We start from the raw sequence: 26,074 nt of genomic DNA, 5'->3' as shown, positions 1-26,074 counted from the left end.
CCCAAAGCATACTCATCAACCCCATCACCTCCACCACCGTCACCCACCTAGTGAGCTTTGGCGGCACTGGAAACGACCTTCTAGAAGGACAAAACCACAACGACCGCCTCTATGGCGGTGCGGGCAACGACACCCTCAATGGCCTTGGTGGAGACGACTGGCTTGAAGGCGGCACCGGTGACGACACCCTCAACGGCGGCCAAGGCACCGACACCCTAATAGGCGGCGCCGGAGCGGACACCCTCAATGGCGACAATGGTAACGACCAACTGCTAGGCGGTAGCGGTAATGACACCCTCAACGGCGATGACGGGAATGACTTTATAGAAGGCGGCAGTGGTCAAGACACCCTGTATGGCGGCACCGGCAATGATTACCTGACCGACCAAGCTACCGACAACAACAGCCTCAATGGCGATGACGGTAACGACGTCATTCAAATCAGCGCTGGCAGCGCCACCCAACTGGTACAAGGCGGCAGTGGCAACGACCTCATCCAAAGCCAAGCCGCCAAAAACAATCTCTATGGTGATGCTGGTAACGACACCATTGTCACCGGCAATGGCACCGACTTTGTGTATGGCGGAGACGGCGCCGACAACCTCACCACTGGCAGTGGTAACGACACCCTGGTGGGTGGCACGGGGGCCGACTATTTACAAGGCGGGCAAGGCACTGACATCTACGCCATTGACACCGCCAATTTTGGGACAGACCTGATCGACGATGCCGATGGCCTGGGCCAGATCAGCTACATGGGCAGTAAAGTCGGTAGTGCGACGTATGATGACAAAAAGCTTGCCTGGGTCGGTAATGGCTATGAAATTCGGCGTTACGACCTGGATGGTCAGAGCCTGCTGGCGATCAACTTCAACGGGGATTTAAAAAACACCGTGTATGTTAAAAACTGGGCCCCTGGCAAACTCGGTATTAGCCTGGCGGGGCAGGAGGCCGTAGCCAGCCAGCCGGCAGTACCACTCTTGAACCTGAGCGCAATGAGTGGGGCTGAGCGGCAGCAGTTGGCAAATACGCATGGTTCATATTTGGGGTATTTCAGAAATGAGGTTGATATTGTTGGTAGAGAAACTGCAGTGGATGGTGGCGCTGGTAATGATTTTATAGTAGGCCAGCTTGTTGCTAAAAATGTATTTCTTGGAGGGACTGGGAATGATTTGATCTCAGGGGGAAATTTAGGCGACTGGCTGGATGGGGGGGAGGGTAATGACATTATTTTGAGTGGCGATGGGGGTGATACGATTTTCGCTGGAGCGGGGAATGACGTGGTGCGAGCGGGGGTAAGTGTGGGTTGGGATCTTGTGTCGGGGCCAGATGGGGTGAGTTATCTGGTGTCGAAATCCGGGCGGTATGCAGCGGGGGATTATGGCCCGGTCCTGCTAAATGGGGCGCTCTATGCTGATTTCCCTGGTGTTTATGCTGAATCAGTGAACGGGGGATATGCTTATCGTTGGGGCGGTAGTGCGCCGAGTGTGGTGGAGAGCCGAACTGGGCGCTATGATGTTTTTGATGTGAGTTCGACACTTCTGGAAAATAACGGTGGGTTGAGTAAGTATTTGAGTTGGTTTTTGGGGGTTGATGGTAAGCAGCGAATTGATGTTGGAATTAAGTTAGGTGTGACCGAGTATGTAGCTCAGTTTCGTGATTATGTGCAGCGAGATGATCCTCGTTTTGGTCTGGCACCTATTACACAGTCGATTGCGATTATGTTTGATTCGCCGCTAACTTTATTAAACCCGGGGACGGGGGGGATGGGGGCGAGAATTTATGGTGGGATTGGGAATGATGTAATTTATGGAGCTAATAATAATGATTTACTAAGCGGCGATGAGAATGATGATGTGTTGTTAGGCTTGGGCGGCAATGATCAACTGCAGGGTGGGACTGGTGCGGATGAGCTGAGTGGTGATGATGGTAATGATTATTTAGATGGCGGTGATGGTGTTGATTTTTTAATAGGTGGTTTGGGGGCAGATACGCTCTTCGGGGGTGATAACAATGATATTTTGATCGGGGATGCGCCATATGTTGTAGGTGACGGAGACTACCCTACTGATGATTACTTGGCTGGGGGAGCGGGGGACGATTATTTGTGGGGGGATTTAGGGGACGATTATTTGGATGGCGGTGCAGATGCCGATGATCTGTATGGCGGTCAGGGAAATGATTATATGGAAGGTGGTGCGGGGGCAGACACTTTGCAGGAATTTGAGTCGGATGGCATAGGAAACGATGTGTTATTCGGGCAGGATGGAGATGATCGCCTGGATGGGGCCAGCGGCGATGATTTATTAGATGGTGGAAAAGATAATGATATTTTAACCGGCGGTGATGGCGATGACATCTTGCTTGGGCAAGAGGGTAGCGATTTTTTGTATGGCGACAATGGAAGCGGCTTTGCTGGTAATGATTTGCTGGAGGGGGGAGTAGGTAACGATGAATTGTACGGTGGCGGCGGCAGTGATACGTATGTGTTTGGTTTGGGGGATGGGGCAGATACGATTCAAGATTTTGGCACTGATGGCTCGCGAAATTTGATTTGTTTCAAGTTTGACTCTAGTTTGGTAAAGCGCGTTTTTAGAGATTCAGGCGATTTGGTTGTTGAGTATGGATCAGCTGGGCAAGATAGCGTTAGGGTTAAGGGGTATTACACTGGCGGCCCAAGCCATGGAGACAGTTCTGCAGGGGCCGGAGAATATGACCCTGATAATCCAGTCATTGCGTCGATTGCTTTTGCTGATGGGGTGTCATGGGATACTGAAAAAATATTAACAATGGCCCCTGCTCCAGACCCTGGCACGGCACCGCTTGATCCTTTTGCGGATAAAAATTTACCGTACTTTATTAACGCACTGTTAAGTCGAGATGAAATAAAAGTCTTGACCAACATGAGTTATAACTATCGAGGTTTTATTACATACAGCTTTGCCAGTTCCCCTCTGGCAGGTGAGAAAAATGTATATGCCTTTACCGATGAGCAAAAACAAGCAGTGCGCTCGGCACTGAGTAAGTTTAGTGAGGTTATTCCAATCGATTTCTTGGAAACATCTAATGTTGCTGGTAGCGATATGCGGTTTATGCTAGATGACTTGAGTAGTGAGAATTTATCGGCATTTGCTGGCTATGCAGTGGCGCAAACGGGTGATGTGCATTTGAATAGTTTACTGTTTTCAGAGACCTTCAAAGATGCTAACCATAAGCTGGTAACGCGGCAATCTTTATCTGAAGGGCAGTCTGGTTTCCAGGTTATTTTGCATGAGGTAGGGCACGCGTTAGGCTTAAAGCATCCTTTTGAGGCCCCAGTGCTACCTAATGCAGAAAATAATACTAACAACACTTTGATGTCGTATACAAAAGTGGGGGGGCCTAAAACCAGCTTATCGCTATTTGATGTGGCTGCTTTGCAATATTTGTATGGCGTGCGCGGTGGTGTGGGTAATGATAATTATGGGTTTGGTCAGCATTACATTGGCGATAGTTTTGGTACCGATACTTTTGATGCCAGCCAAGAAACACAGTCAGTAACGATTGATTTGAATCCGGGTGGCTGGAGTTTCCGCGGGCAAAAAAATTCCAGTATTTTGGCCGACGGTCAAGCCTATATTGCTGAACGTAGTTTTCTGGAAAATGCGGTAGGGGGGGCTGGTAATGATCGGTTGATTGGTAATTATCTTGATAATAGCCTACGCGGTGGCGCTGGGAATGATGTACTGGTTGGGGGCGGTGGAAATGATACTTTAATTGGGGGTGCTGGCGCTGATCGTTATGAATTTAATGTTAGCGATACTTATGGGGTTGATACGATTGTTGATAGTGGTGCAGATTCGACAATTTCGATCAATGTCAATTTAGACCAGATAAGTCTTACTCAAACAGGCTTGAGTTATCGCACTGGTTCGGCTTACCCAGTTACTGCAGGTGAAATTCGTATTGATCTGAATGAAATTAGCGCACTGATTTTAAATGGCCGTGTGTATAGCAGTACTGAGCTCAAGATAATTTTTGAGGGAGCGAGCGCTGATAATGGTGATTTGATTTTGCCAACAGGTATATTCAATGGACAACTGTTAGGCTCGGGAAATTGGAAGATTACCGGTAATGAGCTTGATAACCGTTTGAGAGGAAATGCGGGCAATAATATTTTAGATGGGGCTGGCGGCGCTGATCGTCTTGAGGGTGGCGCTGGGGATGATGTCTATATTGTCAGTAATGAGAATGTGCAAGTTATTGAGTTGGCTGGGGAGGGTGTTGATACGGTACGTAGCAGCATTGTTGATTTTTCTCTACCCGACAATGTTGAGAATCTGATCGTAAGCGGTAACGCTAGTCGTGGCACAGGGAATGCGTTAAGTAATCGAATAGAAGGGGATGCTTTAATTAATCAATTATCAGGCGGTGCTGGCGATGATATTTTGATTGGAAGGGGCGGCAATGATATTTTGAGTGGTGATGCTGGCGATGATATTTTGATTGGTGGTGTTGGCGATGATATTTTGAGCGGTGGTACTGGCTCTGATAAATATATTTTTAATCGCGGCGATGGGAAAGACGGAATTAATAATAGGAAATCTATCAGTACAGATGTTGATGTGATTGAGTTCGGGCCTGATATTCGATTATCAGATTTACGTATTAAGGCACAGCGATATGATGTGAAATTATCACCACTAGGGGAGCCATTGAAACAACTAGGCGGGCTATTGATTGAGATTATTGATACCAATGATAGTCTTCTGATTTGGGATTATTTCGGATCACAAAATAATCGAATTAGCTTCTTACAGTTTGCTGATGGCACGAAATTAACGACTAATCAGTTGGATGAGTATGCCCGCCGGGCGACTGCAGGGGCAGATTATCTGATTGATGTTAATCATGTTGGCCGCCTAGATGGTTTGGCGGGAGATGATGTGTTGGTCGGCTTGATTGGGGATGATGAGTTGTATGGAGGCGCTGGGAATGATACGTTATATGGTGGTTATGATAATGCAGAGCCTTTGCCAGAAGAGGGGTTATCGTATGACATGAATTGGGGTAATGATACGTTATATGGCGGTGATGGAAACGATAGCCTGGCAGGAGGCAAAGGTAATGATGTTTTAGTTGGCGGCGCTGGGAACGATACTATGGGGGGAGGTGGCGGCAATAACGTCTATCGTTTTGATCTGGGTTTTGGTCAGGATACGATAGGATTGTTAACCTATGACGGATTAGCGACAACCAGCACCATCGAATTTGGCGTTGGAATTTTGCCTGCTGATATCAGCTTCAAATCGTTTTCGCGTGAAATGCGCATTCAGCATCGTGGTGGGGATTCTATTACGATCGACGATTTTTTTGACGCAGAAACACCAATCAGTATCCGCTTCAATAACGGAACGACATGGAGCAATGAATTAATCAGACAAAAGTTATTAACTGGTACCGATGGTGATGATTTAATCACTGGCTTTTCTGGTGCCGATCAGATTTCTGGAAACGCAGGAAATGACACTCTGAATGGTGGCGCTGGTGATGATGGGTTAACTGGCGGAAAGGGGATGGATTATTTTGCCCATGTAGTGGGTAATGATACTTATTACTTTAACTTGGGTGATGGGCATGATTTAGTCACACAGCCACTCAATGCGAGCAGCCTTAAAATGGTGTTCGGATCCAACATTAAACCTGAAGATTTGGTGTTTTCGCGCTGGGAGAGCTACGTTTCTCCCTATCCATTTGAGTACAGCCTGGAACCGGGTTTTAACTTTGCGCTACCGAGGCCTATTCGATTTAAAGATCCGAATGCACCATACAAGCCACCGAGCCCCCTTGATACAGGTTATTATGAAGATGGGCTGCTAATTCAGGTCCGTGGTGTGGATCAAACCATATTTGTTCGCGAATTTTTTTCAACTAAGGCGGGTAACGTATCGATTAACTTTGATAATGGCAATCAGCTTAGTCGCGCAGAAATCGTTGCGCTCACGCATAACTCTCTGACATACAATGGCTCTGCGGCAAATGATGTTTATACCGTTCACGATACGAATACCATCATTCAAAACGAAAACACTTTTACAAGTATAGACACCGTGAATTCGTGGGCTGATTTTAAACTGCCTGCTGGTATAGAAAATTTGAGTCTATTTGATAGCGCTCTGTATGGGTTGGGTAATGACGCTGATAATCAGATAACCGGGAATGCCAATAATAATATTTTGTTTGATGGCGCAGGTAAAGACACATTATACGGTAATGCAGGGAATGACAGGCTCTATGGCCTCGATGGATTGGCTGTTGGGTTTGATGATCGAATTAATCAATATCGATATTCTGGAAGTTATGCTCCTCCGATAGGCGTGTCGATTGACTCTCTCTATGGAGGCGCTGGGGATGACACCTATTTCGTAAATGGCCTACCACAGGCAAATGGCTATGGAGCATATTTTTCGCGCTGGGGGAACGTTGACCCGAGCAATGCATTCGGCCCTCGTTCTGACCAAGTATATGAACTTAGTGGTCAGGGTAATGATACTGTAATCTTAAATGGTGACGGCGCAGCTACACTAGGCTACGTCGACAACAACGGTATCGTGCAAAATGGCGTGGTGCAATACCAGCTCCCTGACAATATTGAAAACCTGGGCGCTCGGATAGATACAAATACGTCTTCTTCGGTTAATGCTTTTCATTTGCTTGGGAATGAAGGAAATAATCGATTATTCATAGACGAACTACCAAACCTTATGCTCCCAAGTGGGATAGATCTTCCTTATGCGTATACGTTATTTGATGGCGGCGCAGGGGCAGATGAGTATATTGGTTTATCAAATGCACGAAACGTTTATCGACTGAGTGAGCCTGGAGATACGATTCAGGAGGTGGCGGGTTCAGTGGATACGATCATTTCATCAAACGATTACCGCTTAAAGGCGTTTGAAGAAAATTTATTTATTGATGGTATTAGTGAAAAACGTACTGGTTACGGTAACGATAAAAATAATATTCTGGGCAGTGCAAACGGCCGATTGCTGACAACTGCAACTGGTTCGACCTATGGTGTAGGCGTTTATGCTTTTGATGAGTTGCAATATATATTTAATGATTCTGTACAGACAGCCTCGCTCTTCTCTGAATCGTATCAACTAACAATGCGTCCATTACGGGTGAATCAGGGACTTGGGAATGGTGTGGTAGGGGATACCTTGGTAGGCGGTAAAGGCGATGATCTATATATTATTAATAGTGGCGACAAGGTGATTGAACTAGAGGGCGAGGGTAATGATACGGTTGTAATTGCCAATGGAAATATAAATCTTGCTGACTATCAGAATGTTGAAAATTTTGAGCTATATGACACCCCTTCGGTAATTGGAGATAACCGAGATTCAAAAATATTACTGAGGGATCAGAATGGTAGTCAAGCTCCTGGGATGACGGTTGGGAGTGTGAGGACCCTGAATGCTAAAGGAGGGAATGATGAGATAACCTTCACAAAAACATTCAATGCATCATTGGAATTTAATCTTGGCGACGGTCGAGATTCAATCAATTTTCTTTCCTTGCAAGCGACCGGATCATTGCCAAGTATTGTTTTCGGTTCAGGGGTTGATGCTGGACAACTGGCTTTCTCAAGAGAGGGAGGCAACCTAATTATTCAGTATTCAAGTAATGATTCGATAAGAATTAATAATTATTTTAATTTCGAGCACTATATTTCTCGCCTCGATGGGCCAGTTCGTTATATGAGCACTCCTATCAGCGACCTAAGATTCGCTTCAGGAGAAATAATTGATGGCGTAGGATTGTATGACTCACTGGTAACGGGGAGATTGTTTTGGGGAACGAGTGGAAATGATAGTTGGGTAGGTAATCAAAATAATGATCTCGCTTATGGTGGAAATGGTAATGATACGCTTTCTGGGCTAGACGGGATTGATCAGTTGTATGGTGGCAATGGCAATGATGTCCTGAATGGAGGAAATGGCATAGATCGATTATATGGCGGTGCCAATGATGATGTATTGGATGGTGGCGCAGATATGGACTTCATGGCAGGAGGGGCTGGCAATGATACATATATTGTAGACCTTGACTCAGACGCTGTAGTTGAGAATGCGCAAGAGGGCATAGATACGGTAAAGACTAGTGTGTCATACAGTCTTAGGGACAATACTGAAAATATTACATTAACTGGTACTCAAGCGATTAATGGCTTTGGTAATGAGTTTGATAACATACTTATCGGTAATACAGGTAACAATACTTTAAGTGGCTTAAAGGGAGCAGACATTTATGACTACAGCGGAGGTCTGTCTGGTGCTGACATCGTTTTAGATAATGGGGATAGCCTTAACTCCCAATTAGATATGATTCGACTTGCTGGAAGTCAGTCAGATTACTTAATGCGCCGTGAGGGAACCAAGCTCATTATTGTTGATAACAAAAATACTCAGAACACGTTGACTATTCCTGACTATTTTGAGCTTGCAAGTAATAATCAGATTGAGCGGATTAATTTTTCTGGCAATAATACAACTTTGACCTATGAGCAGATCATCACCATAGTTAATCAAAATAAAATTCGTGGCACAGACGGCGATGATCTTTTAACCGGAACTGGGCTCAATGATGTTATTGAGGGACTGGCAGGTAACGACACCCTCAACGGTGGCGCTGGTGTAGATACGATGATAGGTGGGGCTGGCAATGACACCTACGTGGTAGATAACGTCGGTGATGTCGTGACCGAGAATCTCAACGAAGGGACCGATTTAGTACAAAGCAGCATCACCTACACTCTGGGTGCGAATGTAGAAAACCTAACCCTGACTGGCACGGCTGCCATTAACGGCACAGGTAATGCGCTGAACAATATTCTCACGGGCAACAGTGGTAACAACACCCTCAACGGTGGGGCTGGTGCGGATACGCTCGATGGCGGTGCGGGTGCCGATACCTTGATTGGCGATGGAGACTCGGTCAATAACTCACAGAGTATTATTGTCAAAGCGAGTGCAAACTTAGCTGCTGGCGTTGGAGCCCAGATGGAACTCTGGCTCAATGGCAACAAAATTGGCAGCACCATCGTGACCAGTACCAGTTTAGCTAACTATACCTTCAATAACCTCACCATTCCTGCCGGAGCAGTTAACAAGCTAGATGTGGTATTTACCAATGATGCTTTGATTGGCACGGAAGACCGCAATCTCATTGTGGATAGTGTGACAATTGGGGCGACTGTACTCAAGCCAACTGATCCTGGTGTTATGGTTGATATCGGTGATGGCAATGCCGCCTTTGATGGTCTTAACACTCTGGCCGGGCAAAATGGGTTGTGGTGGAATGCAGCACTACGCTTTAATTTTTCCATTCCGGCCACTATTGGCGGTAACGACATCCTCAACGGCGGGGCTGGTGCAGATACGATGATAGGTGGGGCTGGCAATGACACCTACGTGGTAGATAACATCGGTGATATCGTGACCGAGAATCTCAACGAAGGGACCGATTTAGTACAAAGCAGCATCACCTACACCCTGGGTGCGAATGTAGAAAACCTAACCCTGACTGGCACGGCTGCCATTAACGGCACAGGTAATGCGCTGAACAATATTCTCACGGGCAACAGTGGTAACAACACCCTCAACGGCGGGGCTGGTGCAGATACGCTTGATGGCGGTGCTGGTGCAGACACCCTGATTGGTGGAGTAGGGAATGATATTTTGATTGGGGGAGTAGGGAATGATACATATCAGGTGAGCCAAGGAGCTGGAATTGATACGATTACCGACCAAGATAGTAGTACAGGGAATAACGATATATTGAGATTCACTGATGTGACTGCAAGTGCTGTCCGTGCTGTCAAACGACAGGCAGACCACCTTGTTCTAGAGTATGCCGTGAACGACGCGGTAACTATTACTAATTATTTCGATCTTTCAGGACAGTATCGAGTTGAGACAATTATCTTTAGTGATAACACAATTTGGAATGCAGCCCAGATTCAGTCACGACTCAGCCTCGCCGCACAAGTCAGCTCGGCCAATAATCTAAAAATCGCTAGTATTAACGATGTAACGATTACACCCGAAAGCAATTCTCCAACCGTCGCGGGCAAGACCAGCCGCTACAGCTTATGGGGTGAGTCAACAACCCCAGTTGCAACAGAATCATCGCAGACCCTTAACGAAGCTTCGATTGGGATTGATTATGGTGACAAAACGGTTCTTCAGGGTGGAGTCAGTCAGACAAATCAGGAATCTATTCAACCCGATGTCACGCTCATGCCTGGTGGCGATACCGTAACCGTCGCGGGCAAGACCAGCCGCTACAGCTTATGGGGTGAGTCAACAACCCCAGCAGCAACAGAATCATCGCAGACCCTTAACGAAGCTTCGATTGGGATTGATTATGGTGACAAAACGGTTCTTCAGGGTGGAGCCAGTCAGACAAATCAGGAATCTATTCAACCTGATGTCACGCTCATGCCTAGTGGCGATACCGTAACCGTCGCGGGTAAGACCAGCCGCTATAGCTTATGGGGTGACGCATTGGCAGTGGCGGATACCTACATTTGGGCGCCAGAGGTTACTGTGGTTGGCGCTATAGGTAACAAAGCGGCGGACCCTTTGCTTGAGCAGCAAATCGGACTTCTAGTACAGGCTATGGCCAGCTTTGCCCCGCCTGCGGCGGCTCAAACCAGCCTCACTAATAGTAGCCAAACTGACGCCAAAGCTTGGTTGAGTGCGAGCTTGACCTAACCGAATAACCCGCCGCTGCAGCGGCGGGAACTAACTCTACATTATGACGTTACCTGTTTCTTCTCCCTCAAATATTGATACTGGTCTAATTGCTTTGGTTCTCATGGCGCGCTTGCATGGTGTCGCCGCTGATCCAGATCAGTTGCAACATCAGTTCTCTTGTGATGGTGGCCGATTAACCCAAGCAGATATTTTGTTGGCGGCCAAGCACCTGCAGTTACAGGCGAAGCTCATTCGCCCGACCCTGAGCCGGTTGGATAAAACGCCATTACCTGCGCTAGCGATCATGCGTGACTCGGAGGGTGAGACGATTTATATGATTTTGGCCCGTGCGGAGGGGGATCAGGTGTTGCTCCAGAATCCAGCAACGGGTCGGCCAGAAACATGGGGGCTCGCAGAGTTTGAAACTGGTTGGCAGGGAGCTTTAATTTTATTTACTTCACGAGCCACTCTGCTTGGCGAGTTAACTAAATTTGATTTCACGTGGTTTATTCCAGCATTGGTTAAGTACCGAAAGTTATTGTTAGAGGTGCTTTTGGTGAGTTTGGTCTTGCAGCTATTTGCACTGGTTACCCCGTTATTTTTTCAGGTGGTGATGGATAAGGTATTGGTACATCGCGGTTGGAGTACGCTGGATGTGATCACGCTAGGATTGTTAGGGGTGACCTTATTTGAGATTGTATTGAGCGGTTTAAGAAGCTATTTGTTTTCTCATACAACCAGTCGAATTGATGTGGAGCTAGGAGCAAAATTATTTCGGCATTTATTAAGCTTACCCCTTGCTTATTTTCAGGCACGTCGAGTTGGCGATTCTGTCGCACGGGTAAGGGAATTGGAAAATATCCGTAATTTTTTAACAGGTAATGCGATTACTGTGGTGCTAGATCTGCTATTTGCAGTCGTTTTTGTTGCAGTCATGTTTTATTACAGCGTGGGCTTAACCGCATTGGTTTTGCTTTCGTTACCCGCTTACGTTGTCTTGTCTTTATTGTTTACCCCTCTGTTACGTGCCCGCTTAAATGAGAAATTTAATCGAGGGGCTGAGAATCAATCATTCTTGGTTGAGACGGTAAGCAGCATGGATACGGTGAAGGCAATGGCGGTTGAGCCGCAATGGACACGTAAATGGGATAGTCAACTTGCTGCGTATGTTCAAGCCAGTTTTCGAACCAGCACATTGGGGATGTTAGCCAATAATGGGGTTAGTTTGGTTAGCAAGTTAGTGACGGTAGCAACCCTATATTTTGGGGCAAAATTGGTGATAGAGGGCGATCTTTCAGTCGGACAGTTAGTGGCATTCAATATGTTGTCTGGCCAAGTTGCGCAGCCCGTAATGCGATTGGCGCAGTTGTGGACGGATTTCCAGCAAACTGGTATTTCGGTTCAAAGATTGGCTGATATTTTGAATACGCGCACTGAGCTTAGTGGACAAAAGAGCTCATTGCCACGATTACGCGGGCAGATTCAGTTTGATCAAGTCATCTTTCGCTATCGCCCTGAAATGGCACCTGTATTGCAGTCAGTTTCTTTGGATGTGGCACCGGGTGAAGTAATCGGGATAGTGGGGCGTTCCGGTTCTGGAAAAAGCACTTTAACAAAACTGGTTCAGCGTTTGTATGTGCCAGAAAGTGGGCGTGTGCTGGTCGATGGGATGGATCTTGCGATGGCGGATGCCACTTCTTTGCGTCGCCAAATTGGGGTTGTGTTGCAGGAAAATGTGTTGTTTAGCCGGAGTATTCGCGACAACATTGCGTTGGCAGATCCTGGCGCACCGTTGGACGCGGTGGTGAATGCAGCGACATTAGCCGGCGCGCATGAGTTTATCTTGGAGTTACCCGAGGGCTACGATACGCTGGTTGGTGAGCACGGGACGGGATTGTCTGGAGGGCAGCGACAACGTATTGCGATTGCTCGGGCGCTGATCACAAATCCCCGCATTTTGATTTTCGATGAGGCAACCAGCGCGCTGGACTATGAAAGCGAACGCATTGTGCAAGAGAATATGCGTGCTATTTGTCAAGGACGAACAGTGTTGATCATTGCCCATCGGCTGTCTGCTGTGCGTAGTGCTGATCGCATTATTGTTATGGAACGGGGACAGATTGTCGAGCAAGGAACCCACGCAGAATTACTCGCGAAGGAAGGTGGCTCCTATCGTTATTTACACCGCTTACAGCAGGGCTAATCAATGTCAAAAATGTATCTCATGGCATGGGTCGATCTGTTCAAGCGCTATGGACAAATTTTCCGGGCAGTTTGGCAGCAACGCAGCAGTTTAGATAGCCCAGTGCGCTTATCGCATGAAACCGCTTTTTTGCCCGCCGCTCTGGCGTTACAAGAGACACCGCCCTCCCCGTTCCCTCGCTTAACACTCTGGATTTTGCTGTGTTTCTCAAGCTTGTTATTGTTGTGGGCTTGCTTTGGTCAGATTGATGTTGTCGCGACCGCGCAGGGTAAGATTGTATTAAATGACCGAAGTAAAACCATCCAGCCCTTAGAAAGCGCAGTAGTTAGGGCGATTCATGTGCGGGACGGCCAGTTCGTGCAGGCTGGGCAAATATTGCTCGAATTAGATGCAACAATGACAACAGCAGATCGGGAGCGCATTCAACAGGATTGGCAAGTGGCGAAATTGCAGGTACTACGCAGCCAAGCACTGATACAGGCCTTAAGTATTGGACAGCTTCCCTCTCTGTCAAAACCAGCGGGTATTAGCGGGTTACGATATGCAGAAGCCCAACGACAAGTGCAGGGCCAGTATGGGGAATATCAGGCTAAGCTGAACCGACTTGAGGCAGATATTCATCGACGTCAAGCCGAGGTTCGTTCCACTCAGGAGCTTATCCGGAAGTTAGAGCAAACAGTCCCGATCGTCAGACAGCGCGCGCAGGATTATCAGCGACTAATGGCGGAAAATTACGTTTCACAGCACGGCTTTCTAGAAAAAGAGCAGATTCGTATCGAACAGGAAGCCGATTTGGCGACACAGCGCAGTCGTTTACAAGAGATTGAGGCTGCGCTGCGAGAAGCAATCGGCCAAAAAGACTTAATGGTGGCTGAAACCCGACGAATCACACTAGATAGTTTGACGGAAGGTCAACAAAAAGTCACGACGTTAGAGCAAGAATTACTCAAAGCGACGTCGCGCCAGGAGTTAATGCGGATCACCGCACCGGTAACGGGTACCGTGCAGCAATTGGCGATCCATACGATTGGTGGAGTCGTGACACCAGCGCAAGCTTTAATGGTGATTGTGCCAAGTGGCGATACGCTTGATATTGAGGCGTTTCTAGAAAATAAGGATATCGGTTTTGTAAAACCTGGACAGGCGGCAGAAATCAAAATCGAAACCTTCCCCTATACAAAATACGGTACGATTTCAGGCGTCATTAATACGGTCTCGCATGATGCGATTAATGATGAGAAGCGCGGATTAATCTACGCTACCCGCGTTGGAATGGCTCGTCATGTCGTTATGGTCGGAGGTGCTGCCGTAAAACTGTCGCCGGGCATGGCAGTCTCGGTGGAAATAAAAACGGGGAAACGTCGCGTTATTGAGTATTTTCTGACACCATTACTAGAAGTGCGACATGAGAGTTTAAGAGAGCGTTAGCATCGCGTTTATCGTGCGCTATCAGGATGAGATTTATGGAAAACATACGCGCCGAAATCGCCGCGAGTGCGGCTCGATTTATTGCCGAAGACGGGCTCGACTACGGCTCAGCCAAACGCAAAGCGACTGCGCAGGTGCTCGGCGAGTTACCGCGTGGGGCCAGCAATCTCTTACCCTCTAATAGCGAAATCGAGGAAGAAGTGCGGGTTTATCAGCGCTTGTTTCAGTCTGATTCGCAGCCTGCCCTCTTGGCCGCCCGGCGAGAGGTCGCGCTGGACTGGTTGCGCCGGCTTTCCACTTGGCTCCAAGAGGCCGATTTGGCCGCCACGACAAGTGGGCCATTTGTGACGGGCGCGGTGTGGAATGGAACGGCCAGTGCTCACAGCCCGGTTCGGCTGGAGCTGTATTTGGATAACCCCAAGGATGCAGAAATCTTTTTATTGAATGCTGGTATTGATTATCAGGTCGAACCCCTAGTCAGTGGGGATAGTAGCGGAGATGCTGGAGAGTTTTTGCACTTTGCTTGGCAAGATGTTGATATTTGCCTGTATTTGTATGAGTACGTCGCGCAACATCGCGGTTCGGGGCGTTCTGCTACTACGTCGGATAATGCCGCGGCACGGTCAGCGCAAACTAATATTGCTTTGCAAGATGGGGGCATGTTGCCGCTTTATCGCCGCAAAGAGCGGGGTACTTGGCAGGAGTTGTTGCAAGTGATGCAAGAAGATCGGGGTGCGGCAGCGTCAGCAGCGTATAGTGGGCGTTAATGCCCCGTGAGTTGTTAAACCAAGGAGATAAAGTGAAGTTACGCTTATGGCAAGGATGGATCTGGGTCGGGTGTGCGCTGGGGGCGCTCATCTTGGGGGCGGGCGGGCGCTTTGTGTATCAACGCTATGGCCCCACCTCACCTGCTGTCTTGGCGCCAGTCCCCACCGCCTCTACCCAGGCTTTTTTTGCGGCCAGCTTGCCGAGTTTGGACGGCCAGCCGCAGTCTCTAGCGGCGTATGCAGGGCGCTGGGTGATTGTTAATTTCTGGGCGACTTGGTGCCCTCCTTGTGTGGCAGAAATGCCGGAGTTGGATCAGTTTTATCAGCAATTAGATAAAAATAAGGTGGTTTTATTGGGGGTGGCGATTGATTCCCCGAGTAATGTTCGTACCTTTTTAACCCAAACACCTGTCACGTATCCTATTTTATTGGGGGGCTTGCAGGGCACGGAGCTGGCGGCGAGCTTGGGCAATCAAACAGGGGGCTTGCCCTTTACTGCGTTGTTAAACCCACGTGGTGAAATCGTCTGGCGTCATACAGGGCGAATTACCTTGGCCGATTTGCAACAAGCTGTAGCACCAGCGCGGGGACAATAAGCGGCGCCAGGCTGTCACTGTCTGACTCTGGTTTCGTGTGGCGTGTGGACATCAGACGCGATGCCGCTATGGCCATTGTTTATTATTTAGACAAAAACCAAAAACTGCTAGACAGAAGGCGAGTCTGTAGGCAAAATGCGCCCAATTTCATATAAATGTAGCCTATCTGTAGTTTATTTGATCTCGTCTTTTTGGTGTTTGCAGGGGGCGTGGTGCGGTAAGCGCCGCGAACTGCGACGAATATTGGGGCGGGTGAGGAGAAGGTAGCAATGGCGAAACAGATTTTGGTATTGCATGGGCCTAACTTGAATATGTTGGGAACCCGTGAGCCAAGCGTCTATGGGCAGATGACCTTGGCAGAGATTGATGCCCGCTTAGAGGCACAGGCTCGTGCTGTGGGCGCGCACTTGGTAACTTGCCAAAGCAACCATGAGGGAGTGTTGGTAGACCGGGTGCAAGCGGCCGCAGCTGAGGGGGTGGATTTCATCATCATTAACCCGGCCGCCTTTACGCATACCAGCGTGGCATTGCGCGATGCTTTGGCGGCGGTGGCGATTCCTTTCATTGAAGTTCACCTATCTAATGTCTATAAACGTGAGCCCTTCCGCCAGCATTCGTATTTTTCTGCGTTGGCGCTGGGCGTCATTGGGGGCTTGGGGGCAGCAGGCTATGTGGCTGCGCTGGAGTATGCGCTGACCTACTCAGTCGCTACATAAAGCGAGTCATTCCGTCATTCAACACAACGGCCAGCATAAGGTGCCGTCAAATTTTTGTGGGGCGACAGCGCCGCTGAAAGCTTAACCTGCCGCACGCCACATTCGTAAACGAGAAGGAGGAAGAAGTCATGGATTTACGCAAATTGAAAACCTTGATCGACCTGGTGGCCGAATCCGGGATCGCCGAGCTAGAGATTACCGAGGAAGGCGAAGGAAAAGTCCGTATCGTCAAATTTGCACAGCCTGGCGCACAGCCGGCCGCACCCTTGGTTGCTGCCCCTGCTCCTGCCGCCGTCTTTGCTGCGCCCCCGACACCCGCTGCCGCGGCGGCGGTTGAGCCAGCGCCCGCTGCGCTTGAGGGGCATGTGGTTAAGAGCCCGATGGTGGGTACGTTTTATCGGTCTTCCGCACCTGGTGCCGCTCCCTTTATCGATGTGGGCGCACAAGTAAAAGCGGGCGACACCCTGTGCATTATTGAAGCCATGAAACTGCTCAATGAAATTGAGGCAGATGTTGGCGGTACGGTTAAACAAATCCTGGTGGAGAATGGTCAGCCTGTTGAATATGGCCAACCCCTCTTTGTCATTGCTTGATCGCACTAGTAATTGCTTGCATAGACCTCGGCGCTGCAGGGTGCGGTGCCAGTGGGAACGGATGGATACTGTTTGGGTAGCGTATGTTTGAGAAAATTTTGATTGCCAATCGGGGCGAGATCGCCCTGCGCGTGCAGCGAGCCTGCCGTGAGCTAGGAATTAAAACGGTGGTCGTGCATTCAGAGGCGGATGCTCAGGCTAAGTATGTCAAGCTCGCTGATGAGTCGGTTTGTATTGGCCCGGCGCCTTCAGCACAGAGTTATTTGAATGTGCCAGCCATTATCAGTGCGGCTGAAGTGACGGATGCTGAAGCGATTCACCCCGGCTATGGCTTCCTCTCTGAAAATGCTGATTTTGCCGAGCGGGTGCAGCAAAGTGGTTTTACCTTTATTGGTCCCTCGGCGAATGTCATTCGGATGATGGGAGATAAGGTCAGTGCGAAACGGGCCATGATTGAGGCTGGGGTTCCTTGTGTGCCCGGCTCAGAGGGCGCACTCCCGGATGATCCCAAAGAAATTATCCGCATCGCGCGTCAGGTTGGTTATCCGGTCATTATTAAAGCGGCTGGTGGTGGGGGCGGACGCGGGATGCGGGTGGTTCACACCGAGGCGGCACTGGTAAATGCCGTGACAATGACGCGTGCGGAAGCTGGGGCGGCGTTCGGCAACCCCAATGTTTACATGGAAAAGTTTTTGGAAAATCCCCGCCATGTGGAGATTCAGGTACTGGCCGATTCGCACCGCAATGCCTTATGGTTGGGGGAGCGTGATTGCTCGATGCAGCGTCGGCACCAAAAAGTGATTGAAGAAGCACCCGCCCCCGGGATTGCGCGTCGTCTGATTGAACGGGTTGGGGATCGTTGTGCAGAAGCTTGCCGGAAAATCGGCTATCTTGGCGCGGGCACCTTTGAGTTTCTGTATGAAAACGGCGAGTTCTACTTTATTGAAATGAATACGCGCGTCCAAGTCGAACACCCAGTCACGGAATTGATTACGGGCATTGACATTGTGCAAGAGCAGATTCGGGTTGCTGCAGGTGAAAAACTACGGTATCGGCAGCGTGATATTCAATTCCGCGGGCATGCAATCGAATGCCGCATTAACGCGGAAGATCCGTTTAAGTTCACGCCATCACCCGGCAAAATTACAACTTGGCATCCCCCTGGCGGCCCTGGGGTGCGGGTGGATTCACATGCTTACAGTGGTTATTTTGTCCCGCCCAACTATGACTCCATGGTGGGTAAGGTGATTACTTACGGCGATACGCGCGAGCAAGCGATTGCGCGCATGCGCATTGCTTTATCTGAGATGGTGGTGGAAGGGATTCAAACCAACATTCCCCTGCATCGGGAACTCATGCACGATGGCCGCTTTGTCGAAGGCGGCACCAGTATCCATTACCTCGAACACCGCTTAGAACAGCGTAAACAGGCAGGCGTCAAGTAATGGCTTATCGGGAGGTGCTGCTGCGGGTGCCCCAAGCCGAGGTGGAGGCACTGAGTGATGCGCTGCTAGAGGCTGGGGCTTTGTCGGTATTGGTGGAAGATGCGGATCGCGATAGCCCGGATGAGCAGCCTTTGTTTGGCGAGCCTGGTCTGGAACCTGCCATAGCTGGGTGGGTGCAGAGTGAGCTGATTATTCTATTGCCAGCCGAGTGTCAGAGTGAACCGGTGTTACAAGCGGCTTTCTCGGCCTTAGGCATGACACCGATTGCTGCTCACACGGAACGGTGGGTGGCTGAGCAAGACTGGGTGCGGCTGACACAATCGCAATTTGAGCCGATTCCGATCTCCTCGCGTTTGTGGATCGTGCCAACTTGGCATACCGCCCCGCCCGACGATGATCGGGTTGTCTTGCGGTTGGATCCAGGCTTGGCTTTTGGCACGGGGAGTCACCCGACTACCCGTTTATGCCTGCAATGGCTGGAACAGCATGTGCCGAATTTGGCTGCCCCAACCGTGTTGGATTATGGCTGCGGCTCCGGGATTTTGGCGATTGCTGCCAAGAAGCTCGGTGCCGGATTAACGCTGGGGGTTGATATCGACCCCCAGGCCGTGACGGCCGCCCAGGCGAATGCGGTGCTCAATGAGGTCGAGGCCACTTTTTCCCTGCCTGACGCACCATTGCCGCAGGCTCAAGCCACACAGGGGTTTGCCGTGGTGGTCGCCAATATTCTGTCGAATCCGCTAAAAATCCTGGCGCCCATGTTGGTGCGTCAAGTCGCCCCTGGGGGCTACCTGGTTCTGTCAGGCGTTTTGGCACGCCAAGCCGAAGAAGTAGCGGCTGCCTATGCGCCGTATCTTAACGTTACAATCTGGCAAAGTGCGGAAGGTTGGGTCTGCCTGGCAGGACAAAAGCAATAAGCGGGCGCTGCCCGCTGACGCTGAGTTGACCTCGAATTTACGGGCTTTCCTGATCGTAGCGCGGCGACAGCAGTCGCTGACTGGTATAGTTCTTACCCTGTGTGTTTTCTCTGATTGATAGATCGCATGGCCTTAGCAACCCAATGCCCGAATTGCCAAACCCGTTTCCGGGTGCAGCCCGAACACCTGAAAACAGGGGGCGGGATGGTGCGCTGCGGGGTGTGTCGCCATGTGTTTAATTCACTCGACCATCTGGCCCATGTGGCGCTGGAAGGCGACTCGGATGAGGCAAGTAGCCCGACGCTGAGCCCCCCTGTTTCGTCTGCTGCCGCTATTGCAGCGGCAGGCGCAGAAAGCCGACCCGCCATTGTTCAGCCAAGCGCCTCGCCAGGCCCGAGGAGTCAGCCTCCGCAAACCCCTGCCGCAACGCCTAAAGCGCCGGTTGCCGCGCCAACCGCGGCTATCCAATCTGAAATTTTAGCGTTATTGGATGACCCGCCGCCCGCCACCACTCCCCCACGTCGTCATGTGTTGGAGATGCCTGCTGCGGCGACGTCCGCTCAGGCACAGCGGCAAGAGCCGCGCTTACCCGCAGCCGTGGTTAGCACGCCGCCGCAAGCAGAGCGAGTGCCAGTGCCGCCAACCGAGCCTGCTATCGCTTCTCATGAGCCGGAGATCCCTGATCCTGTGACCTTGATGCCCGCCGCGCAGGCAGAGCCCGACCCGATGCCGTCAGCAACCACATTCGCTCCCTCGCACATAGCGGGTGTCGAGGAAGCCGACAGCCGGGTCGAACCGGCATTTCTGCTGGCCTTTGAGCGTCAGGCGCGCTGGCGTCGCTGGATCGGTTGGCTCTCTGCGGGGGGGGCATTGCTCGCGCTGCTGGCGCTCGTCGCTCAAGTTGCGTATGTGTGGCGGGCTGACTTGGCGGTGCGCTTGCCCTCGTTACGTCCTGCATTACAAACCGCTTGTGAGGCCATCTCGCCTTACTGGCCTTGTCGTTTGGACTGGCCTCAGCACATTGAACAGTTACGTATTACGAGTTCGGATTTACAGCCCGAAAGCAAGGCCCGCGATATTTTTAGCTTGCAGTTTGCGATGGAAAATCAAAGCGCGTGGCCCCTGGCTTTGCCGCATGTTGAGCTGACGCTGACTGATGTCCAAAATCAACCTGTGGTGCGGCGGGTTTTTGCGCCGAATGAGTACCTGTTGGTTCAGGACGGGCAGAAGCTCGCTAGCCTCACCGGCGAAACGAGCGGGGCGATTCCTGGCCGAGCAGAATTGAATGCTAAAGTCTTGTTTGACGCCAGTCAGGCTGCTTCTTATAAAGCAGCGGGCTACCTTTTGTATATTTTTTACCCGTAATCTCCTGGAAAGGAAATAAGATGACCACCGTAACCCTAAAAGGCAATCCCATTTCATTGGCGGGAAGCTTGCCACAAGTCGGCCAGTCTGCACCCGATTTTTCCCTAGTGGGGAAAGATCTGGCAGATGTGAGCCTGGCCAACTTTGCCGGTAAACGCAAGGTGTTGAATATTGTCCCGAGTCTAGACACGCCAACCTGCCAAACCTCAGCACGCAAATTCAATCAACAGGCTAGCCAACTGCAAAACACGGTTGTACTGACGATTTCAGCGGACTTGCCGTTTGCCATGGGCCGCTTTTGCAGCACTGAGGGGCTTGATAATGTCATTCCTCTGTCATTGATGCGTGGCCGCGAGTTTGCGCGCGCTTACGGTGTCGATATTACCAGTGGGCCGCTCGCAGGCGTGACCGCCCGTGCCGTGGTGGTGCTGGATGAAAACAATACCGTATTGCATGTTGAATTGGTGCCAGAAATTGCACACGAACCAAACTATGAAGCCGCGTTGGCTGTGTTGAACTAATTATTGAGGTGACTATGCGTACCCTGATCTGCGGCTCGATTGCGTATGACAATATTATGGTCTTCCCCGGCCATTTTAAAGACCATATCATGCCCGATCAGGTGCATATTCTGAATGTGGCATTCTTGGTCCCGCAGTTGCGTCGCGAGTTTGGCGGCACAGGGGCCAATATTGCTTATAACCTCAAGATGCTGGGTGGCGAGCCTGTGCTAATGGGGACCATTGGCATGATTGATGGGCATACCTATCGCCAGCGGTTTCTTGATCTGGACCTGGATACCGCACATATTCGTGTCATTCCTGGGGCTTATACGGCGCAAGCCTTTATCACCACGGATCTCGATGATAACCAGATCACGGCTTTTCACCCCGGGGCGATGAACTCGTCTCACTTGAACCGGGTGAGCGATGCCCGCGATGTCAAGCTCGGGATTGTGTCGCCAGATGGCAAAGAGGGGATGCTGGAACACTGTCAGCAATTTGCCGCGGCGAATATCCCGTTTATTTTTGATCCAGGCCAAGGCTTGCCGATGTTTAATGGCAGCGAGTTATTGCAGATGGCTGAGCAAGCCAGCTACATCACCCTAAATGATTACGAGGCGAAGCTGTTTTCCGAACGTACTGGCCTGAGTATGGAAAAGTTGGCCCAGCGGGCAGGAATTAAAGCAGTAGTCGTGACCCTGGGTAGCCAAGGCTCGCAGATTTATCACGGTGGGCAGCTTGAGACGATTCCGGTCGTGGCCGCCCCTGATTTAGTCGACCCAACTGGTTGTGGTGACGCTTTTCGCAGTGGGTTGCTGTATGGCATCGCAACCGGGATGGATTGGCCCAGTACGGGGCGCTTGGCCAGCTTAATGGGGTCGATCAAAATTGCTTCGCAAGGCGCGCAGAACCACCACCTCCAACGTGAGCATATCTTGGCCCGCTTCAAAAGCTTATTTGGTTATGCAATCAACTAAAGCTTGTGGTGTGACCGCCTGCGGGAACTGTAGCTCGATGCATTTATAGCGGCTGCGCTCGCCTTGGCGCAGATGAAGCTGGGGTGTTCCCGCTTGCAACTGACGACAGCGATTTTGTAACCACTGCAACAATGCCTGATTGGCTTTACCGTCAATTGCGGGCGCATTTAACCTGATCTTCAACGCCGTGTCGTGGAGACCGAGACACACGGTCTGTTTGGCATTGGGCTGAACATACAAGGCTAACAACCACGTTTGTTCACCACGCGCAGTAAGCTGACTGCGCAGCCAAGTTGGCAGGGAAGATGGGGCGCTGAGTGCGCGTTTCATATTCGGGTTGGCTAGCGGCGTTGCCCGTGCTGCTAGCGCACGATAGTCCCGATGGGGGTGAGATAAAGTTCACCCAGCATGCAGCCATGTTGTACGATTAACAGAATAAATACCAGCACCATGGGGGACATATCAAGCCCCATGCCATTTGTGGGTAAGCGGCGTTGGATGGGCCGCAGCAACGGGGCAACCAACTCGCGAATGACATAGGCCAAGGGCGATTGCAGTTGGAACCAACTCATTAATGCCGCAACAAACACAAACAGCAAGGCGGTTGAGATCCCCCATTGCGCAATTTTGAGTAGACCGAGCAAAGCCAGATTGAGGGGGCTGGGGAATAGCGCCAGGCCACTCCCTGCGAGTATCGAACGTAGCAAGGCCAACACAGCCAAGAGGCAAACGGCCAGCGCCCAGGCGCCACATAAACTGGCCCAGTCAACCCCGCCAACCCCAGGAATGAGGCGTCGTAGTGGCTTAACCAGCCAGTCGGTTAATTTGAATAAGAATTGCGACAGCGGGTTGTGGGGGTGGAGTTTGATACGCTGCGCATAGACTCGCAGTAGCAACGCTCCCCCTAACAGCGACACTGGTAGCGAGAGAAGCAAATGCAAGAAATCGAATAGCATTGGCATGGCCCACAAAAAACGCGGCACAGGCCGCGTTTGTTAATAAATCAAGCGGCCGCTTTCAGACCGAAAAAGAGGAGCCGCAGCCGCAGGTCGTCGTTGCGTTGGGGTTTTTGATCACAAATTGCGCCCCTTCTAGGCCTTCGGTGTAGTCAATTTCGGCACCAACCAAATACTGTAAGCTCATTGAGTCCACCAAGAGTTTGACCCCGCCCTTTTCTAACTGGGTATCGTCATCATTGGTTAATTCATCAAACGTAAAGCCATATTGGAAGCCAGAGCAGCCTCCGCCTTGAACAAATACCCGCAGCTTTAAGTCTGGGTTTCCCTCTTCGGCAATCAGTTCACGGACTTTGTTGACTGCATTGTCGGTAAACACCAAGGGATCAGGCAGCGCTTCGACGACCGCATTCATGGCAACTCCTCATTTCTTCAATAACGAGACATTATAGACAGCTTTTGCTGCGATTGCTGAAAGGCACTGCCTCGCCCCGGGTTATCCGCTGCTTTTGTGGGGGCAGACGAGTGCGTGCTGTTTGGGCGATTAGGCCGCCGCACTCTGATCGCTGGCCAATTTCAGTTCGGGTTTGTTGTGTTGATGGGTGAGCCGCCCAGAAATCACGGCGCCGGGGTGCATTTCCAGGGCAACGTACTGAACGTCGCCAGTAATATGGGCATTCGGTTGCAGCTCAAGCAGCTCGGTGGCGGTAACCGGGCCGTTGATTTTTCCGTTAACCACAACATGCGCGGCTTTCACCTCGCCTTCAACTTCTGCTTTTTCGCTGAGCACAAGCATGGTTTTGCTCTCTGCGGCACCGATTACATTGCCACTGATTTTGCCATCAATGCGCAGCCCCCCTGCAAAATTCAGGTTGCCGTGGATATGCGTTGTCGCGCCAATCAAGCTGTCGATGTTGGGTCGTACCGGTTTGGTTTGTTTAAACATGAGCATTCCTTACTGGCTGAGTGCGGGTCTGGACAAGCTACAGGCTTACCTGCTGCGTGAGGCGAATCGTTTTGCCATCAAAAACCTTGGCTTGAACGGTTTTAAGCTGTAGGTTTGCCGGTAGTGCAAAATAAATTTCTAGGCGCTGATAATGCCTGAAATTTAGTTGGTATGCACTTGCAGGGGAAACCGCATAACCAGTGGTTTTACCCGTGAGGCCAGCCGCTGCGGTAGCTGAATTTTGGATCGGCTCAGGGAGGATCAGTTGAACGGTCTTGCCATTTTGCTGCCCGGTTACGTGGAGCTGCAATTGACCATTGAAATTAGCATTGATCTTGCCGCTTTGAGCCACCATGACGCGTAATTGATAAACGCCTTCCTGAACCACTTGAATGCGCGCTCCGCTCAGCGTTAAACCCAGTACGGCCTGGTTGGCGCTGATACTACGCTCGAAGAATGCCAACTCTTCTCGTAGCCGGGCGTTATCCGCTTCCAAGGTTTTCATTTCTTGGGTTAAGCGGCTGCGGGCTGCTTGTTCCATGTCAATCTGACTGGTTGCGGTGCGGGCGGTCCGTTCTAACTGCGCATGTTCATCATACAGTTGCTGCAATTTCAGCTTTGATTCGGCGAGCTCTTGCTCTAATTGCTGTTTGGTTTTATTGCCCGCTGCGCCACTCCATGCGTACCAACCGGCGGTAACCCCAGCGCTAGCTAGGGCGACAAGAAAATAGGGGGCCAAGCGCACATACCAGGGTCGCTGTGTCAGCACACGCATTTGTGGCGCACTGATGGTCAGCTTTCGCAGGAGTAGGCGCAGGCGCATGATGGATTCAGCTCTGAGCGCACTTAAGGTAAAACCGCGATCCCGGTTAAGCCTGTGGTTTCTGGCAGTCCAAACATGGCATTCATGACCTGTACCGCTTGTCCTGCTGCGCCCTTGGTCAAATTATCCTGAACCACCAGTAGGATCAGTTGTTGCCCTTGTTGATGTACCGCAATCCGCAGCATATTGGAGGCCCTGACAGACCGGGTATCTGGCAGCATGCCTTTGGGCAAGACGTCCACGAACGGTTCATTGGCATAACGGTCGGCATACAGGGCATGGCAGTCAATGGCTTGCCCCGCGTCGGTCAGCGTGACATAGAGCGTACTAAACATGCCACGAATCATGGGGACTAAATGCGGTACAAACGTTAAATGGATCGGGACTCCCGCGATCTTCTGCAGTTGTTCGACAATTTCTGGATGATGCCGATGTCCCTTAACGCCATAGGCTTTGAAATTATCACCGGCTTCGGTTAAGAGGTAAGGAAGCTCGGCTTTCCGTCCGGCACCGGAGACCCCGGATTTGCAGTCAGCAATAATATGCTGGGTATCGATTAAGCCTCCCTTTTCGAGCAGCGGCAGTAAACCCAGTTGGACCGTGGTGGGATAACAGCCGGGGTTCCCAACAAGCCGTGCCTTAGCCAGCGCGTGGCGATGGATTTCCGGTAAGCCATAAACCGCTTCCGACAGCAACTCTGGGCAGGTATGCGGCATACCATACCATTGCTCAAAGACGGCGGTATCTTGTAGTCGAAAGTCAGCTGCTAAGTCGATGATTCTGACCCCGGCCGCCAAGAGCTCGCGCGCTTGTGCCATCGCAACGCCGTGGGGGGTCGCAAAGAAAACCACGTCGCAACGGTCTAGCGCGGCTTTGTCGGGCGAGCTGAACGCCAAATCGACATGACCGCGCAGGCTGGGGAACATATCGGCAACCGCAACGCCATCTTCTTTGCGTGAGGTAATGGCTTGTAATTGAACCTGGTGATGGCCCGCGAGTAAACGCAGCAATTCAACACCGGTATAACCTGTGCCACCTACAATCCCTACTTTAATCATCTTGGTTTCCTCAAAGCATATTACCGGCATTGTAAACCG

General features: G+C 50.6%; 18 protein-coding genes. 12 read left to right on the top strand and 6 right to left on the bottom strand.

Features of this window, described 5'->3' with window-relative positions; all coding sequences use genetic code 11:
- Nucleotides 1–50 precede the first annotated feature (50 nt).
- From DU000_RS12990 to DU000_RS09060, 12 genes are all read left to right on the top strand, one after another.
- On the top strand, nucleotides 51–10,760 hold the full coding sequence (locus DU000_RS12990; protein WP_240001855.1) for a calcium-binding protein: 10,710 nt from the start codon (nucleotides 51–53) through the stop codon (nucleotides 10,758–10,760).
- Between the two features lie 43 nt (nucleotides 10,761–10,803).
- On the top strand, nucleotides 10,804–12,945 hold the full coding sequence (locus tag DU000_RS09110) for a type I secretion system permease/ATPase (RefSeq protein WP_114403069.1): 2,142 nt from the start codon (nucleotides 10,804–10,806) through the stop codon (nucleotides 12,943–12,945).
- 3 nt (nucleotides 12,946–12,948) lie between these two features.
- The gene (locus tag DU000_RS09105) at nucleotides 12,949–14,373 is read left to right on the top strand and encodes an HlyD family type I secretion periplasmic adaptor subunit (protein ID WP_114403068.1); all 1,425 of its coding nucleotides are present in this window, start codon (nucleotides 12,949–12,951) and stop codon (nucleotides 14,371–14,373) included.
- A gap of 35 nt (nucleotides 14,374–14,408) precedes the next feature.
- Nucleotides 14,409–15,140 (top strand): UDP-N-acetylmuramate--alanine ligase, encoded by a 732-nt coding sequence (locus DU000_RS09100; RefSeq protein ID WP_114403067.1) that lies wholly within the window; start codon nucleotides 14,409–14,411, stop codon nucleotides 15,138–15,140.
- 32 nt (nucleotides 15,141–15,172) lie between these two features.
- Entirely contained in the window at nucleotides 15,173–15,736 is a 564-nt protein-coding gene (locus DU000_RS09095; protein ID WP_240001854.1) for a TlpA family protein disulfide reductase, read from the top strand.
- 269 nt (nucleotides 15,737–16,005) lie between these two features.
- Complete coding sequence (gene aroQ / locus DU000_RS09090) at nucleotides 16,006–16,452, top strand: type II 3-dehydroquinate dehydratase (RefSeq protein WP_114403065.1); 447 nt, start codon at nucleotides 16,006–16,008, stop codon at nucleotides 16,450–16,452.
- Between the two features lie 128 nt (nucleotides 16,453–16,580).
- On the top strand, nucleotides 16,581–17,045 hold the full coding sequence (accB, locus tag DU000_RS09085) for an acetyl-CoA carboxylase biotin carboxyl carrier protein (RefSeq protein WP_114403064.1): 465 nt from the start codon (nucleotides 16,581–16,583) through the stop codon (nucleotides 17,043–17,045).
- Between the two features lie 83 nt (nucleotides 17,046–17,128).
- Entirely contained in the window at nucleotides 17,129–18,490 is a 1,362-nt protein-coding gene (gene accC / locus DU000_RS09080) for an acetyl-CoA carboxylase biotin carboxylase subunit (protein WP_114403063.1), read from the top strand.
- The gene (gene prmA, locus DU000_RS09075) at nucleotides 18,490–19,407 is read left to right on the top strand and encodes a 50S ribosomal protein L11 methyltransferase (RefSeq protein ID WP_114403062.1); all 918 of its coding nucleotides are present in this window, start codon (nucleotides 18,490–18,492) and stop codon (nucleotides 19,405–19,407) included. The genes accC and prmA overlap by 1 nt, the downstream gene beginning before the upstream one ends.
- A gap of 126 nt (nucleotides 19,408–19,533) precedes the next feature.
- On the top strand, nucleotides 19,534–20,772 hold the full coding sequence (locus DU000_RS09070; protein WP_114403061.1) for a DUF3426 domain-containing protein: 1,239 nt from the start codon (nucleotides 19,534–19,536) through the stop codon (nucleotides 20,770–20,772).
- Between the two features lie 20 nt (nucleotides 20,773–20,792).
- Complete coding sequence (gene tpx, locus DU000_RS09065; protein ID WP_114403060.1) at nucleotides 20,793–21,293, top strand: thiol peroxidase; 501 nt, start codon at nucleotides 20,793–20,795, stop codon at nucleotides 21,291–21,293.
- A 14-nt stretch (nucleotides 21,294–21,307) separates the two neighbouring features.
- Nucleotides 21,308–22,252, top strand: a complete 945-nt coding sequence (locus tag DU000_RS09060) for a carbohydrate kinase family protein (protein WP_114403059.1) — start codon at nucleotides 21,308–21,310, stop codon at nucleotides 22,250–22,252.
- Here DU000_RS09060 and DU000_RS09055 read toward each other — a convergent pair.
- The 6 genes from DU000_RS09055 to argC all read right to left on the bottom strand — a co-directional run bounded on the left by DU000_RS09055 (nucleotide 22,229) and on the right by argC (nucleotide 26,035).
- Entirely contained in the window at nucleotides 22,229–22,582 is a 354-nt protein-coding gene (locus DU000_RS09055) for a DUF167 domain-containing protein (RefSeq protein ID WP_114403058.1), read from the bottom strand. The two genes, DU000_RS09060 and DU000_RS09055, sit on opposite strands and share 24 nt — an antisense overlap.
- Before the next feature lie 32 nt (nucleotides 22,583–22,614).
- Nucleotides 22,615–23,214: a YggT family protein gene (locus DU000_RS09050; protein WP_240001853.1), complete on the bottom strand. Its 600-nt coding sequence runs from the start codon at nucleotides 23,212–23,214 to the stop codon at nucleotides 22,615–22,617.
- Between the two features lie 55 nt (nucleotides 23,215–23,269).
- A complete protein-coding gene (erpA, locus tag DU000_RS09045) occupies nucleotides 23,270–23,623 on the bottom strand; it encodes an iron-sulfur cluster insertion protein ErpA (protein ID WP_114403057.1) in 354 nt (117 codons plus the stop codon).
- Between the two features lie 129 nt (nucleotides 23,624–23,752).
- The gene (locus DU000_RS09040; protein WP_114403056.1) at nucleotides 23,753–24,154 is read right to left on the bottom strand and encodes a bactofilin family protein; all 402 of its coding nucleotides are present in this window, start codon (nucleotides 24,152–24,154) and stop codon (nucleotides 23,753–23,755) included.
- Between the two features lie 37 nt (nucleotides 24,155–24,191).
- A complete protein-coding gene (locus DU000_RS09035; RefSeq protein WP_114403055.1) occupies nucleotides 24,192–24,977 on the bottom strand; it encodes a DUF6776 family protein in 786 nt (261 codons plus the stop codon).
- Nucleotides 24,978–25,000: 23 nt separating this feature from the next.
- Entirely contained in the window at nucleotides 25,001–26,035 is a 1,035-nt protein-coding gene (gene argC / locus DU000_RS09030) for an N-acetyl-gamma-glutamyl-phosphate reductase (RefSeq protein WP_114403054.1), read from the bottom strand.
- Nucleotides 26,036–26,074 lie beyond the last annotated feature (39 nt).

This window comes from Parvibium lacunae (assembly GCF_003335215.1).
Classification (GTDB): domain Bacteria; phylum Pseudomonadota; class Gammaproteobacteria; order Burkholderiales; family Burkholderiaceae_D; genus Parvibium; species Parvibium lacunae.
Note: the sequence above shows the minus strand (reverse complement) of the source record. Positions and strands in the feature narration are given on the sequence as shown.

What these genes read in the sequence shown, in the direction of transcription:
- DU000_RS09110 (WP_114403069.1), top strand. Translation starts at nt 10,804, where the DNA reads ATGACGTTACCTGTTTCTTCTCCCTCAAATATTGATACTGGTCTAATT.
- DU000_RS09105 (WP_114403068.1), top strand. Translation starts at nt 12,949, where the DNA reads ATGTCAAAAATGTATCTCATGGCATGGGTCGATCTGTTCAAGCGCTAT.
- DU000_RS09100 (WP_114403067.1), top strand. Translation starts at nt 14,409, where the DNA reads ATGGAAAACATACGCGCCGAAATCGCCGCGAGTGCGGCTCGATTTATT.
- aroQ (WP_114403065.1), top strand. Translation starts at nt 16,006, where the DNA reads ATGGCGAAACAGATTTTGGTATTGCATGGGCCTAACTTGAATATGTTG.
- accB (WP_114403064.1), top strand. Translation starts at nt 16,581, where the DNA reads ATGGATTTACGCAAATTGAAAACCTTGATCGACCTGGTGGCCGAATCC.
- accC (WP_114403063.1), top strand. Translation starts at nt 17,129, where the DNA reads ATGTTTGAGAAAATTTTGATTGCCAATCGGGGCGAGATCGCCCTGCGC.
- prmA (WP_114403062.1), top strand. Translation starts at nt 18,490, where the DNA reads ATGGCTTATCGGGAGGTGCTGCTGCGGGTGCCCCAAGCCGAGGTGGAG.
- DU000_RS09070 (WP_114403061.1), top strand. Translation starts at nt 19,534, where the DNA reads ATGGCCTTAGCAACCCAATGCCCGAATTGCCAAACCCGTTTCCGGGTG.
- tpx (WP_114403060.1), top strand. Translation starts at nt 20,793, where the DNA reads ATGACCACCGTAACCCTAAAAGGCAATCCCATTTCATTGGCGGGAAGC.
- DU000_RS09060 (WP_114403059.1), top strand. Translation starts at nt 21,308, where the DNA reads ATGCGTACCCTGATCTGCGGCTCGATTGCGTATGACAATATTATGGTC.
- DU000_RS09055 (WP_114403058.1), bottom strand. Translation starts at nt 22,582, where the DNA reads ATGAAACGCGCACTCAGCGCCCCATCTTCCCTGCCAACTTGGCTGCGC.
- DU000_RS09050 (WP_240001853.1), bottom strand. Translation starts at nt 23,214, where the DNA reads ATGCCAATGCTATTCGATTTCTTGCATTTGCTTCTCTCGCTACCAGTG.
- erpA (WP_114403057.1), bottom strand. Translation starts at nt 23,623, where the DNA reads ATGAATGCGGTCGTCGAAGCGCTGCCTGATCCCTTGGTGTTTACCGAC.
- DU000_RS09040 (WP_114403056.1), bottom strand. Translation starts at nt 24,154, where the DNA reads ATGTTTAAACAAACCAAACCGGTACGACCCAACATCGACAGCTTGATT.
- DU000_RS09035 (WP_114403055.1), bottom strand. Translation starts at nt 24,977, where the DNA reads ATGCGCCTGCGCCTACTCCTGCGAAAGCTGACCATCAGTGCGCCACAA.
- argC (WP_114403054.1), bottom strand. Translation starts at nt 26,035, where the DNA reads ATGATTAAAGTAGGGATTGTAGGTGGCACAGGTTATACCGGTGTTGAA.